The following is a 14,111-nucleotide window of genomic DNA, read 5'->3' on the forward strand; positions in this document are numbered from 1 at the left end:
CAAGAGCCCTTCGGGAGGGGGATCAGCCCGCAGCAGCCGCGAACTTTTCGTAATAGAAGTTCGCGGGCGTAATACCCTGCTCGCGGATGTATTGGCTGACCGCCTCGACCATCGGCGGTGGACCGCAAAGGTATACATCCACGTCACCTTCGTTCAGGTGGCCGGGCTCGATGTGCTGGGTGACAAAGCCTTTGCGCGGGTAATGACTTAGTGGGTTGGCCACACAGGCATTGAACGTGAAGTTAGGGATCCGAGCGGCGAGGGCTTCCAGGCGATCGAGCTCGACCAAGTCAAAGTCGTTGGTGACGCCATAAATCAGATGCAGGGGGTGCGGACTACCCTCCTTCGCAACTTTCTCAAGCATGGCCGTGAAAGGTGCCAGCCCGGTACCTCCGGCCAGCAACAGCAGTGGCCGGTTGATTTCCCGCAAATAGAAACTGCCCAGCGGACCTGCCAGAGACATGCTGTCACCCGCCTTGGCGAATCCAGTAAGGAAGCTGCTCATCAGTCCGCCGGGCACGTTGCGGATCAGAAAGCTGACCTCACCGTCCTTCTGCAGTGAGCTGAAAGAATAGGCACGGGCCTGGTCACTGCCCGGCACCTGCAAGTTGACGTACTGGCCCGGCAAAAAAGCGAGCTTGCTCAGGGACTCACCTTTAATGGACAGTGCGATAGTGCTCTCGGACAACTGCCTGATATCGCTGATAGTCGCCTCAAAACTTGCCTGCTGGGTTTTGCATACCTCAGAGGACGCCGGCACGCGCACCACACAATCGCTTTCAGCACGCATTTGGCACGTCAGAACGTAACCTTGGGCGAGCTCTTCCTCGCTCAGCGCATCTTCGATGAAATTGTCGCCCATCGCGTAACGACCCGCTTCGGCGAAGCATTTACAGGTACCACAGGCACCGTCTCGGCAATCCAAAGGAATGTTGATGCCCTGGCGATAAGCGGCATCGGCTACGGTTTCGTGGCCGGCCGCCTCAATGAAACGGGTCACCCCGTCTTCAAAAGTCAGCGCGATCTGGAAGCTCATATTGCACCTCGCCCGGGATGACGAGTCTCGGTAACCGAAGGTACCGACAGCGACTCGTCACCGCGTCGATCAAATGTGGTAGATGTCGATGACCTGACGGACGTAATCGTTTTTCAGGACTACTTTCTTAGCCTTGATCAACGGCCGTTCGCCGCGCAGGTCCAAGGTGTAAAAACTGGTTCCGAAATAACTGTCGGTGGTCTTGTAGCGAAAGCTCAGCGTGTGCCAGTTGAAGCGCACATGGCAAAAGCCCCCCTCCTCGTCGACGATCTCTATGTTGCTAAGATTGTGCGAAGTACGAGTATCGGGCATCGTCGCACTCGATCGTTCGGTCTTGATACGGAATACGCGATCTTCCAAGCCTCCACGATTCCCGTACCAGATGAGCGAAATTTCGCTTTGCGGATCCTCTGTCAGCGTGTCGTTGTCATCCCAAGACGGCATCCAGAAGCTGGCATCGGCAGCATACAGCTCCAGCCATTCGTCCCATTGGCCATCGTCTAGAAGGCGCGCTTCGCGATAGAGAAAGTCACGCACAATTTCATAGGTACTCATTGCACGGCCTCCACGGGAATCAATTGCTTCCCGGCTGAGACCGCCTTGAGCATGGTTTCTTGCCAGTACTTGTGCTGCAGCACGAACAGGCCTTCGTCTTCTGTGCGCACGCCGGAAAGCAGAGGCTTTAGATCAATTTCCTGGGCCGCCGCATCGGCGCCTTCCACCCAATGGGTAGCGCCACGGGACATGTCATTCCAGCCACGTCCGGCACCGTAACCGGTCTGGCAAGAGCGAAACTCTTCCAGATCATCGGGCGTAGCCATACCGCTGACGTTGAAGAAGTCTTCGTATTGACGGATGCGCTTGGTACGAGCTTCGGCGCTCTCGCCTTTTGGTGCTATGCAGTAGATGGTGATCTCGGTCTTGTCGACGGAAATGGGTCGGGCGACGCGAATCTGCGAACTGAATTGATCCATCAGATACACGTTCGGGTAGAGGCAGAGGTTGCGCGAGTTCTCGATCATCCAGTCGGCACGGGCTTGCCCAAAGTCGCGGGCCAGTTCATCCCGACGCTCGTAGGCCGGCCGATCTTCCGGGTTGGCCCAGCGGGTCCAGAGCAATAAATGTCCATGGTCGAAGGAGTAGAATCCGCCGCCGTGCTTGGCCCAGCTACCAGCGCTCATGGTCTTGAACTCTTCGCCCGCCTCGCGCTGCTTACGCTGATTCTGAGTGGCGGCGTAGTTCCAGTGAACGGAGCTCACATGGTAGCCGTCTGCACCGTTTTCAGCGGTTAGCTTCCAGTTACCTTCGTAGATATAGGAACTTGAGCCACGTAGAACCTCCAGCCCTTCAGGAGACTGGTCAACAATCATGTCGATAATCTTGGCCGACTCACCCAAATGATCTGCCAGCGACTTCACGTCAGGATTCAGGCTACCGAACAGAAAGCCGCGATAGGACTCGAAACGAGCCACTTTGGTCAGGTCGTGAGAGCCCTCGCAGTTGAAACTGGCTGGATACCCTGCCTCACTCGGATCCTTGACCTTGAGCAGCTTACCGCTGTTGTTGAAGGTCCAGCCGTGAAATGGACAGGTATAACTGGAACGGTTACCGCTTTTGTGCCGGCAAAGCATGGCGCCGCGGTGACTGCAGGCGTTGAGAAAGGCATTCAGCTCACCATCCTTGTTGCGCGCGATGAAGATCGGCTGGCGCCCCATGGTAGTGGTCAGGAAGTCATTCTTGTTCGGAATCTGGCTTTCGTGGGCAAGGTAGATCCAGTTGCCCTCGAAGATGTGCGTCATCTCCATTTCGAAAAGCCCAGGATCAGTGAACATCTCCCGTTTGCAGCGGTAGACGCCTTTTACCTGGTCTTCCTCAAGCATGGCATTCAGGTAGTCGATTCCCAGGGACATGGCCAGGGCCTCCATTGTTATTGTACGGGCCAGAGCAGAATAGGGAGACAACTCACACAGCAATATCCATTTTTTGCAGATCGCTATCCGTTTTGTGCAGATAGCAACTGCAACCGCATCAATTTGTTTCGACTTAAAAGATGCCCTAGGTTCTGTACGAAATCCCTTGAAATCTCATTGAGGGCTGTTGGGAGCTGAAAATCGGTAGAGTTCGCAGTCATCGACGGAAAGGAATCCATGGATGGCAAAGCGGTATGAACTCTCCGATGCGGCCTGGGATTTGGTCGCCAATCTCTTTATGGAAAGTCGTCGAAACGGGCGGCCTCGCGCAGATGATCGCCTGATGCTCAACGGCATACTCTGGGTGCTCTGCTCGGGAGCCGCCTGGCGCGATATGCCCGAGTACTTTGGCCCATGGTCCACGGTCTATCAGCGGTTTCGAGATTGGCGTAATCGCAGGGCATTCAACCTGATGCTCAAGCGGCTTCACATCAGGTTGAACTGGCAAGGGTTAATGGATCTAGATACCTGGATGATTGACTCCACAGCGGTACGCGCAACACGGGCCTCTTCTGGTGCAGGGAAAAAAGGCGGCCTGAAGAACCGCAAGATCATGCGCTCGGACGTACTCAAGTCGATCAATTGCCGCACGGCAAAGAAACTTGCGTCTCTGGTGATGCCGGTTACACCGGCGTGGACAAACGGCCTGAGCATCAGAACCGCAAAACGATCTGGTCGATCGCCGCGCGGCCCAGCACGTATAAGAACCACGGCAAGAAGAGCTTGATCGCTCAGGTGTGTCGCAAAATCGAATTCGCGAAGGTCCAAGTACGGGCCAAGGTTGAACATCCGTTTCGAGTGATCAAGCGTCTGTTTGGCTATACGAAAGTGCGCTATCGCGGGCTGATGAAAAACACCGCGCAACAGACCACGCTATTTGCCCTGTCGAACCTGTGAATGATGCGAAAACGGCTGCTGGTTGCGGGAGAGGTGCGCCTGTGATGCGCGAAATGCGCGGAGAAAAGGCGCTGCTCAAGAAAAAACAATGAATTAAGAAGAGCCAAAGCCTGATTTTTGGCAGGCCACCGATTTTTTTCAACCCCAAATGGGATGGGTATCAAAATATCGGTGGCTACTTCAGACCATCCCTAGTAACTACATTGCAGTAAAGCGTTACCTGCAGAGCCCACCATGCTTGGCACTAACGATCTTGACCTTGACCAAGGCCCTATTTTCTGGCGCACACCTTCCGCAGCAAAAGCTCCCGTCACAGATCGGAGCATCCAATAAAACTTCAGAATAAAGCAGAGCCACGTAAACTTTCGCTCCGCATATATGCATATGAGCCCTCCTTCAGTCAGCCGCGCACTCGTATGGATGAGTTAGCCATCGTCGCGTCGAGCTTAATACATCCGCACCAATCAATGTGGTTTGCCAAACTCGCAGCTATTTCCTCATTACCGCAAGGATGCGCCTTGCGTATCCGGAAAAGACGGTAAACTGAAAGTCCATTGACTACTTGCTAAAGCTCGGCGGCAACACCGTGCTGCGAACTAGCTTGCCAGCTGGATCCCTCGCATGGCGGTGCCGCCGAGAAGCTATCTATTTCTGATGATTGCAGTGCGGGCCGCACTCGTGATCCGCCGAGCGGAGAGTCGTGGACCTCTTCAGGGATTGCAAGCGCTCAGGAGGCAGCTCGGCCTCGTCTAGACGAGGAAGAATGCTCGTATCAAATACATCCTTCCCACCTAGCACGGTTCGTAGTACTTGCGTCTTGGACAACGCGTCGAGGGTGCAGGTGAGCGGATTCTGATCGACAATGACCAAGTCCGCCTTATACCCAGGTCTCAACGCTCCAATACCAGCCCACTGCATCAACTTGGCGTTATTGGTCGTCCAACCGTCTAACGCCTGTTGTCTAGTGATGGAATAGCCCGGGCCGTCGTGCCGGTATCCGGAGCCTGCAAACTCGCGTGTCTCCGCGAGCGCCAGGTGCTCGAATACGCTTGCAGGTCCCCAGTCGCTGCCCAAACCGATGTTGGCGCCTGAAGCGAAGATCTTTCCGATGGGAGAGAGTTCCTTGAGTACTTGCTCTCCCATGCGCTGCCGGTACATATCGCCCTTTCCGAAGCAGAAGCTCATGGTGCCGGAAAAATGGAATTGCAGCTCGGCAAAGCGCTCGATCGTGGCGTCGTCAATGAAAATGTTGTGCTGCATGACCCATTCCCTTGCACCTACATTCCAGTCGGCGAGGAATGGCTGGAGGTTCTCGAGGAACCGCCGATGATCGCGACCGCTCGTCGGCATGAGATTCAAGCGGAGATCATTGCGCAGGCAATATTCGATCGCTTCACGCTCAATATCCCCTGAAATAAACGAGTGTCCGCGCGTTGGCCGCCCAAAGGGGTCGCTGTAGGTGCGGTCGGTCGGCATGTGGCCCGTCCAGCCGGGCCCGCCGACACCGAGCGTCATGCCGTTGACACGAAACAGCGGATCGACGGTCTGTGTCAAACCCGCTGCCAGCGCAAACCGGGCCCGAAGGCCATCGTCGGTCAGCCCCATGCCGAAATCGAACGCGACAGACTCTATCTCCAGCGCCGCCAGGACACGCATGTTCAGGCTTCCTTCATCCCGCGCGCGTTGATAAGCGGAGATGTGCTCCGGCTCCATCGCGTGACCCTCGTAGGCGGCGGTAATGCCTCGCTGCGCGGCTGATAACTGCCCCGCCATCGCCCCCTGGTACCAGAGGTCGTCGCTCGGACGCATCACCTGCGCAAGCACGCGCGTCAGCCAGAATCGGCTGCTATTGTAGTAATTGGTCACGTAGCCACTGAAGATGCCCGTCAGTTCGCCGTTCGCGTCTTTTTCGACGAACACATCGTCGATGAAATCTGGCAGATCGCGCGTAAACCCTAGCACCTGTAGCGCCTTCGAATTCATGGCGCAGACATTGGGCAATGTCGGCGCGAAGGCCTGAATCCAAACGGGGTGATCCGGGGCAGCGGCGTCCAGTTCATAGCGGTTAGGTAGGCGGCCTTCAGGCAGATCGCGCCAGGAGCGGCGGATAAAATAGTGCGGCTCGCCTACCGGCGTGGCGACAATCCATTCGCCACGCGGAGTGACAGCAGCACGCTCGCGGAGGCGAGTTCGAATGTCGTCGTGGTCGCGAGCATCGTACAGCTTGACGCACAACACATCGAAGCTGCCGAAATGCAGAAAGTGCGGGTGATTGTCGATCAACCCAGGCATCACGCAGGCCCCATCAACATCGATTTTCCTCGACGAAGAACCAGCTAGTGCCCGCATATCTACGAGCGAACCAGTGGCCAGCACGGTATCGCCTTCGAGGACCAAGGCCTCATGTGTTTCACGCCGTTCGTTCTGAGTTAGAACAGAACCGCCGAAAATCAGGGTACGTTGCAACGATTGGGACATGCTACTGCCTCTTTGAGTAATCGTTCTTTGTTCGGGGCTCGAGACCCCAGGTTTTCTAGCCCCCCTGCTGAAGCCATTCCCCAAGCGCGCTGGTTAATATATCGGCGCGGCCTTGCGGGCCGAATAAGGTGCAGGGAGATCGCAGACAAGCCGACCACGAAGTGCACGTGCAAACACTTTGGTTTCTGGGGCTCAGATTGACTAACGATGATGCAAAGTTAATCTTGATGAACGCATGGCGTTAGCCGACTTTGGCACAGCGAGAAACACTGGGCTGAGGGTGCCTTGATTCAGGATTACTGCTCTGAAATCGAGGGCAGAGTCAATGATCGCAATCTGCCAGAGCAACTGCCCTGGTCGCACCGCGTCAGATAGGGCCAGAACCGGCGGAGCAATAACTACTGGGGTACCCCCTATTTTGGGGGCGCCCGGGGAAAGAATTCGATTCCCTACATTAGGTTCTGTACGACATTCCTTGAGATCTCACAGAGGGCTCTTGGGCGCCGAGATTCGGTAGAGTTCGCAGTCATCGAAGGAAAGGAATCCATGGATGGCAAAGCGGTAGGCACTCTCCGATGCGGCCTGGGATTTGGTCGCTGATCTCTTTATGGAAAGTCGTCGAAACGGCCGGCCTCGCGCAGATGATCGCGTGATGCTCAACGGCATACTCTGGGTGCCCTGCTCGGGAGCCGCCTGGCGCGATATGCCCGAGTACTTTGGCCCATAGTCCACGGTCTATCAGCGGTTTCGAGATTGGCGTAATCGCAGGGGCATTCAACCTGATGCTCAAGCGGCTTCACATCAGGTTGAACGAGCAAGGGTTAATCGATCTAGATACCTGGATGATTGACTCCACAACGGTACGCGCAACCCGGGCCTCTTCTGGTGCAGGGAAAAAGGGGGCCTGAAGAACCGCAAGATCATGCGCTCGGACGTAGCCGGGGCGGTCTGACGACGAAGATCCACATGCTGTGCGACACCAATGGCGCACCGCTGAGTTTTCTACTGTCGAGCGGGTAAGCCAGCGACATCGCCTATGCCCAACCGTTGCTGGATGGCGCTTACATCCCAAGCTTGCGCGGTCGTCCCCGCAAACGCTGCCGTTGGTTGTTGGCCGACAAGGGCTATGACGCCGAAGCCCTGCGTCGTAACTGCGACCGCTACCGGATGCAACCGGTCATCCCACTGTGCAGCATGAAGCGCAAACCTAAGCCGGGTTTACCGAGACAACTTGACCTCCCCAAGTATCGGCAGCGCAACACCATCGAGCGTATGTTTGGCTGGCTGAAGGAGAACCGCCGCATCGTTACGCACTTCGACAAGCTCGTGAAAAGTTATGCGGCGATGGTCTCACTGGCTTGTACTATGCGGTGTTTACGACATTGCTTTTCGTACAGAGCTTAGAGCCATGAGCAGTGAACGGATGAGAGAAGTACTCAGGAGCGGCGCTTAAGGGTTTGGGAGGGAAGTTCACCGAACTGCAAAAGGTAGCTTTTTGAGAAGCGACCGAGGTGCAGGAAACCGTAATCCAGTGCCACTTCGGTGAGGCTGCGCACCTGGCAACTCGAATCACTTAGACAGTTATGGATACGTTCCAGCTTGCGCTGGCGGATGTACTGCAAGGGCGTGATGCCCAATTGACGCTCAAACAGCGCATAGAGCGAGCGCAAACTCATGTGTGCCCGCTCCGCTAAATCCTCACCACTCAACTCCTGCTTCAGGTTGCTCTCAACGTAATCAAGAATCCGTTCAAGGCTGCCAATGGGGGAGCCCAGGCATTCGCGACTTACGTTGGTCTTCATAAGCGACAGCAGCTTGCTACCGACAATCTGGGTGTAATGTTCCTGAATCCATAGCTGCGGGTCGCTGGCCTCCGATTCCTGGCAAACCATCGCTAGCAAGCCGAGAAAGCCCTCTAGCTCGCTCAGACGATAGTGATTGCACAAGAAACGTATGCCACTGGCGGGGCGAAGCCAACGCCGCTCATCACATACCGACTCGAGGAGTTTTACCGGCATCTTGAGAATGAATTTCTCACAATCCTGCGAATAGGTCAGATCAACCGCGTCATCCGGGTTGATCAGCAACAACTCGCCGGGCAAAAGATAGTGCTCGCGATTGCGACCTCGCCATAGGCAGTTGCCGCTCAGCAGTACCTGAAGGTGATAAATATTTTCCAGGGCAGGCGAAGTAACACGCACGCTCCCGCCATAACTTATACGGCACAGATCAAGATCGGCAAATCTTCGATGGTTAAGACTGGCCAGTGGGTGGGTGGTTTTAGCCAGACCGATGCGGTGCTGTCCGACATGCAAGTTCACATAATCGGAGACTGTGCGGGGATCTGCGTTTTGAAACACTCGACTGCGCTCAGTCAGCAGCTGGCTATCCATCGGAAAGGTACTCGACGCTTTAACTATTTCGATCACTACGCTCGCTTCAGTCAGAGGACTGAACGAGGGAAGCTCTCCTGCCCATACCGAAGAATTTCCACCAGAGCAGAGCCACTGCGAGCGATGCAGCTACTGCTGCTGTGAACCACATGATGATCAGCAGAGTGAACGTGACACTATTGTTCAGCTCTCGAAATATGCCAAAGGCGAAGGCTGTGTACCAAGACACACCGGAGACAGCACCTGACACGAGAAATATAGCGACCCTACTACGGGAAACCCCATAAAGAAGAGGGCGGCTCAAGTCGCGCAGAACCTCCGGCAATACGAACGCATGAATGATCATTCCATTGATAGTTAGAACACTCACTACAAGCACTTTCGCCCAGAGCTTGGGATTTTCAAGCTTGTCCGGCGCCTCCATTACATAGAGTGCGAGGAAGCCAAGACCGGAAAGCCACAAGAGGACTAGCCCAATGGCGACTGCGTCGCTAATGAAGTGGAATGTGCGTCCTACTTCAACTGGCAGACTCCCCCTGCGCAGCCAGCGCAGGATCCAGAGGTCCAGCATCGTCGCCCCACCGAGACCGAAGCAAAGGCCAAGCAAATGCAGCCCCACAAGGAACGTCAACACCCTTAACTGAGGGAGTGGATCAGGTAATGGGACACTAAGTGTGACCGTGTCCGCCAGCAAGGACTCACAGCAGAGGATCGCAAGCAGGCCGCCAATAATTACGGAAAACTTTAGAAGCGGGTTAACTATTCGTTTCTGCATTTACTGCAACCTCAGTCCAGCGTCCGTCCCTAGATGCTCATAAGCGACATATTTTCTGAAGAGTTTTCTTAGGTTCTTCAACATTTCTAATACAAGCCATGGCGAGGATAAAATTGATATTACCCACCAACTAATAGAAGCAGTTTTTTGATAATTAATACATTTAAAGCTTCCCCAGCCGCCCGTATGAGTACTGGCGGCTGGGTGACGAGGGTTAGACGCTGACAGGCAGGTCAACCAGGCTCTAAAGCTATAATCGAAAGCTCATAACAATCTAGTTGTGATCCAATCGTCGGTCATGAGCGATTAATGTCGAATGCAAATAGATTTGGTTTCAGTGAAAGCATCGAGCCAATCGACGCCGAAATCTCGCCCATTTCCAGATTGTTTGAAACCACCAAAAGGCATATTCGCATCAATCAGTGTATGGCTGTTGACCCATACTGTGCCAGCCTCGATACGCGGGGTCAGATCCATTGCCGACGACAGACTACTGGTCCACAAACTCGCCGTGAGCCCGTACTCGGTATCATTGGCCCTGGCTAGCGCCTCTTCGACATCAACTACCCGCGTCAGAGTTACTACGGGACCGAAGACTTCGTCGCGAGTCAATGAAAGACCATCGCCGGGATTGATGACTAACGTAGGTGAAACGTAAAAGCCTTTATCGTTCGGCACCACTGCGCCACTGATCAACTCAGCCTGTTGAGTGCTGGCCTCTGCCAGGAAGGACTCGACTTTCTGTTGATGCGCTTTAGAGGCAAGCGCATTGATCTGAGCGGTCGGATCCATGCCCGGCCCAATCGAAAGGCCTTTGACCGCCAACTCGAAATCACCCACTAACCGGTCGAAAAGAGGGGCTTCTATGTAAATGCGCGAACTCGCGGCACACACCTGACCCTGATTCAGGAAACTGGCCATCATCAAGCCTTCAACCACCTGTTTCGGGTCGGCGTCCTTGAGTACGATGGCTGGATTCTTACCACCTAATTCAAGGGTAATTCGGGTCAGCCGGTCGATCGCGCTACGGGCGATCCCCTTACCCGTTGCGGTCGACCCGGTAAAACTGATTTTGCTGATCAGTGGGTGAGTGGTCAGCGTTTTACCGCACACGCTTCCGCTGCCGGTCACCACATTGAACACCCCCGCCGGAACGCCGGCTTCGGTAGCCAGCTCGGCCATGCGCATTAACGTGAGAGGAGTGCTCTCAGAGGGTTTGATCACAATCGAACAACCGGCTGCCAGAGCGGGCATCACCTTCCACATGCCAATCATCAGCGGAAAGTTCCATGGAACAATGCCGGCGACCACACCAATAGGTTCCTTGCGCGTATACGCGGTATATCGCGCACCGGCGGGAACAGGGATCGACAGGTCCAGGGTACGCCCCGATATCTTGGTGGCCAGCCCTGCGGTATAGCGCATCCAGTTTAATGTGCAGCCCACTTCAAAGCCCCGCGAAACAGCAATCGACTTGCCCTGCTCCAGGGTTTCCAACTGAGCCAGTTCTTCAGCATGTTGTTCGAGCAAATCAGCGAAGCGCAGCAAAATACGTTCGCGCTCTGCCGGTATACGGCGCGACCACACGCCAGAAACAAAAGCGCTATGGGCCGACTTCACCGCGCGCTCCACATCGTACTCATTTGCGTCAGCGGTAGAGGAGATCTGAAGGCCGGTTGAAGGGTCGTAGATCGGTAGCGTAGTGGTGGACTGGGCGCTAACCCAACCGCCGTCGATGTACAAACCATGGCTTCGCTTCAAGAAAGAGTTGACGCTGTCTAGTGTCGCGATCCTATTGACGTGGTTCATGACCCTGACCTCACGCTGATTGTTGGAAATAACTGCACGCTGCATTAGTCAACAGCGACACAATAAAAATAATAGTGCTTTCAGCGATAGGTTAAATCAGTCATTGCGTCTTTGACTTTTCGTCTGTGCCAGACAAGTTTCTGTCCCTGCCAATCTGAATCCAGAGTATTCGGTATCACTGAGTGGATCCGTTACCTCCCCAGCTACCTTCACCTTGGCTCAGCCCCGACTATTCTCATCTTTAACGATCTATCCATCAGGAAAACCTGATTTAGGCACTGAGCAAAAAGCTTCTGGCAAAAAACCAAAAGAAGACATCCATCCGCTGTAGCAAAATCAATGCGCACCTGTCCTCTGCTCGTCTCTAGGAATTCAGAAATGTTCACGCCAAGAGCATCAACAAAAAGAAAAGCACTTGCTCAACTCGCACTGGCCATCACCCTGGGCACGCTCGGGTCGCCCTGCTGGCTGCCCACTGCCAACGCCCACGGGGCAGCCGCAGAAATGGTGCCTCTGCAATCGACCCTTGAGGAGTTTGGCGCCACGGTCAAATGGGACGATTACGCCAACCTGTTCACCATCGCCAAGGACGGGGTCTATCTCAAGGTCAAGCCCGACAGCAAAGTGGCGATGCTCAACGGCAAGCGCATCGAGCTGACAGTGCCAGTGGTGTTCAAGGACCACACGGCGTTCATGTCCACGGACTTCATCAACCAGGTGTTCCAGTCCGGGCTGGACAAGACCTTCGTCGTCGAGACCCGCCCTAACCCGCTCAATCCCCTGAGCGCCGCCGAAATCACCACGGCCGTGGACATCGTCAAGAAATCGGAAAACTACAAACCCGGTTTCCGCTTTACCGAAGTCTCGATCAAGGAGCCGCCCAAGGATCAGGTGTGGAACTTCGCCTTGACCGGGCAGAACGTCGCCCAGCCGCGCCAGGCCGCAATCGTGGTGCTCGACGGCAAGCACGTGATCGAGGCGCTGGTCGATTTCGACAGCAAACAACTCAAGTCCTGGAAGCCGATCGAAGGCGCCCACGGCATGGTGCTGCTGGACGACTTCGCCACGGTGCAATCGGCCGTCGAGACCAGCCCAGAATACGCCCAGGCCCTGGCCAAGCGCGGCATCAACGATGTGAAAAAGGTCGTGGCCACGCCGCTGACCGTCGGTTACTTCGACGGCAAGGACGGCCTGGCACAGGACAAGCGTTTGCTGAAAATCGTCAGCTACCTCAACACCGATGACGGCAACTACTGGGCGCACCCGATTGAAGGGCTGGTGGCGATTGTCGATCTGGAACAGAAGAAGCTGATCAAGATCGAAGACGAAGCGCTGATCCCGGTGCCGATGAAGCCGACGCCCTATGACGGGCGCGGACGCAAGGGCGTGGAGGTCAAACCGCTGGAAATCACCGAGCCCGAGGGCAAGAACTACACCATCAGCGGCAACAGCATTCACTGGCAGAACTGGGATTTCCACGTTCGCCTCGATTCGCGGGTCGGTCCGATCCTGTCCACCGTCACCTACGACGACAAAGGCAAGAAACGCAAAATCATGTACGAAGGCTCGCTGGGCGGCATGATCGTGCCTTACGGCGACCCGGATATCGGCTGGTACTTCAAGGCCTACCTCGACTCCGGCGACTACGGCATGGGCACCCTGACTTCACCGATTGCCCGCGGCAAAGACGCTCCGGAAAACGCCGTGCTGCTGGACGCCACCATCGCCGACTACACCGGCGCACCGACCGCGATCCCGCGCGCCATGGCGGTGTTCGAGCGCTACGCCGGCCCGGAATACAAACACCAGGAAATGGGCCAGCCCAACCTCAGCACCGAGCGTCGTGAACTGGTGGTGCGCTGGATCAGCACCGTGGGCAACTACGACTACATCTTCGACTGGGTCTTCCAGCAGAACGGCACCATCGGTATCGACGCCGGCGCCACCGGCATCGAAGCGGTCAAGGGCGTGAAATCGAAAACCATGCACGAAGACACCGCCAAAGAAGACACCCGCTACGGCACCCTGCTAGACCACAACATCGTCGGCACCACGCACCAGCACATCTACAACTTCCGCCTCGATATGGACGTGGACGGCGAGCAGAACTCGCTGGTGGAAGTGAACCCGGTGGTGCTACCGAACGACCGTGGCGGCCCGCGCACCAGCACCATGCAGACCGAAACCAAAGTAGTCGGCAACGAGCAGCAGGCGGCGCAGAAATTCGACCCGTCGACCGTGCGCCTGCTGACCAACCTCAGCAAGGAAAACAAAGTCGGCAACCCGGTTTCCTATCAGTTGATTCCATACGCTGGCGGCACACACCCGGTGGCCAAGGGTGCCAACTTCGGCAAGGACGAATGGCTGTACCACCGCCTGAGCTTCATGGACAAGCAACTGTGGGTGACGCAATACAACCCCGAGGAAAAATACCCCGAAGGCAAATACCCGAACCGCTCGGACAAGGATTCGGGCCTGGGGCAATTCACCCAGGACAACCACTCCATCGAGAACACCGACGATGTGGTCTGGCTGACCACCGGCACCACCCACATCGCCCGTGCCGAAGAATGGCCGATCATGCCAACCGAATGGGTGCATGTGCTGTTGAAGCCGTGGAACTTTTTCGATGAGACGCCAACGCTTAACCTATAAACCTAAATAAACAAGGCGACCAAATGCTGATCCGTTAAGCCTTTTGCTTGACCTTGGCTGCAAGAAAGCAACATCCGATGCCTGTACTGGCATCGGAT

At 55.6% G+C, this 14,111-nt stretch carries 8 protein-coding genes and 2 pseudogenes; 3 read left to right on the forward strand and 7 right to left on the reverse strand.

Annotation, left to right across the window (positions count from 1 at the left end):
• Positions 1-22: 22 nt before the first annotated feature.
• From benC to benA, 3 genes are all read right to left on the reverse strand, one after another.
• Positions 23-1,036, reverse strand: a complete 1,014-nt coding sequence (gene benC, locus ACSFE6_RS00895) for a benzoate 1,2-dioxygenase electron transfer component BenC (RefSeq protein ID WP_435425868.1) — start codon at positions 1,034-1,036, stop codon at positions 23-25.
• A gap of 69 nt (positions 1,037-1,105) precedes the next feature.
• A complete protein-coding gene (gene benB / locus ACSFE6_RS00900) occupies positions 1,106-1,591 on the reverse strand; it encodes a benzoate 1,2-dioxygenase small subunit (protein ID WP_435425869.1) in 486 nt (161 codons plus the stop codon).
• Positions 1,588-2,946 (reverse strand): benzoate 1,2-dioxygenase large subunit, encoded by a 1,359-nt coding sequence (benA, locus tag ACSFE6_RS00905; protein ID WP_435425870.1) that lies wholly within the window; start codon positions 2,944-2,946, stop codon positions 1,588-1,590. The genes benB and benA overlap by 4 nt, the downstream gene beginning before the upstream one ends.
• Positions 2,947-3,187: 241 nt before the next feature.
• On the opposite strand from benA, the pseudogene ACSFE6_RS00910 reads away from it, so the two are divergent.
• Positions 3,188-3,903 (forward strand): annotated as a pseudogene (locus ACSFE6_RS00910) (IS5 family transposase).
• Positions 3,904-4,548: 645 nt separating this feature from the next.
• Here the strand turns inward: ACSFE6_RS00910 and ACSFE6_RS00915 are convergent.
• The gene (locus tag ACSFE6_RS00915; protein ID WP_435425871.1) at positions 4,549-6,381 is read right to left on the reverse strand and encodes an amidohydrolase; all 1,833 of its coding nucleotides are present in this window, start codon (positions 6,379-6,381) and stop codon (positions 4,549-4,551) included.
• A gap of 607 nt (positions 6,382-6,988) precedes the next feature.
• On the opposite strand from ACSFE6_RS00915, the pseudogene ACSFE6_RS00920 reads away from it, so the two are divergent.
• A pseudogene (locus tag ACSFE6_RS00920) lies at positions 6,989-7,785 on the forward strand (IS5 family transposase).
• 32 nt (positions 7,786-7,817) lie between these two features.
• Here ACSFE6_RS00920 and ACSFE6_RS00925 read toward each other — a convergent pair.
• From ACSFE6_RS00925 to ACSFE6_RS00935, 3 genes are all read right to left on the reverse strand, one after another.
• Entirely contained in the window at positions 7,818-8,774 is a 957-nt protein-coding gene (locus ACSFE6_RS00925; protein WP_435425872.1) for an AraC family transcriptional regulator, read from the reverse strand.
• Between the two features lie 46 nt (positions 8,775-8,820).
• Entirely contained in the window at positions 8,821-9,549 is a 729-nt protein-coding gene (locus tag ACSFE6_RS00930) for a hypothetical protein (protein ID WP_435425873.1), read from the reverse strand.
• 306 nt (positions 9,550-9,855) lie between these two features.
• Positions 9,856-11,358 (reverse strand): aldehyde dehydrogenase family protein, encoded by a 1,503-nt coding sequence (locus tag ACSFE6_RS00935; RefSeq protein ID WP_435425874.1) that lies wholly within the window; start codon positions 11,356-11,358, stop codon positions 9,856-9,858.
• Positions 11,359-11,736: 378 nt separating this feature from the next.
• Here ACSFE6_RS00935 and tynA point away from each other — a divergent pair, with 378 nt between their 5' ends.
• On the forward strand, positions 11,737-14,013 hold the full coding sequence (tynA, locus tag ACSFE6_RS00940; protein WP_435425875.1) for a primary-amine oxidase: 2,277 nt from the start codon (positions 11,737-11,739) through the stop codon (positions 14,011-14,013).
• Positions 14,014-14,111 lie beyond the last annotated feature (98 nt).

Source organism: Pseudomonas baetica (genome assembly GCF_051216495.1).
Lineage (GTDB): Bacteria > Pseudomonadota > Gammaproteobacteria > Pseudomonadales > Pseudomonadaceae > Aquipseudomonas > Aquipseudomonas baetica_B.

Coding starts and splice junctions, on each gene's coding strand:
- benC (WP_435425868.1), bottom strand. CDS start 1,036: ATGAGCTTCCAGATCGCGCTGACTTTTGAAGACGGGGTGACCCGTTTC.
- benB (WP_435425869.1), bottom strand. CDS start 1,591: ATGAGTACCTATGAAATTGTGCGTGACTTTCTCTATCGCGAAGCGCGC.
- benA (WP_435425870.1), bottom strand. CDS start 2,946: ATGTCCCTGGGAATCGACTACCTGAATGCCATGCTTGAGGAAGACCAG.
- ACSFE6_RS00915 (WP_435425871.1), bottom strand. CDS start 6,381: ATGTCCCAATCGTTGCAACGTACCCTGATTTTCGGCGGTTCTGTTCTA.
- ACSFE6_RS00925 (WP_435425872.1), bottom strand. CDS start 8,774: ATGGATAGCCAGCTGCTGACTGAGCGCAGTCGAGTGTTTCAAAACGCA.
- ACSFE6_RS00930 (WP_435425873.1), bottom strand. CDS start 9,549: ATGCAGAAACGAATAGTTAACCCGCTTCTAAAGTTTTCCGTAATTATT.
- ACSFE6_RS00935 (WP_435425874.1), bottom strand. CDS start 11,358: ATGAACCACGTCAATAGGATCGCGACACTAGACAGCGTCAACTCTTTC.
- tynA (WP_435425875.1), top strand. CDS start 11,737: ATGTTCACGCCAAGAGCATCAACAAAAAGAAAAGCACTTGCTCAACTC.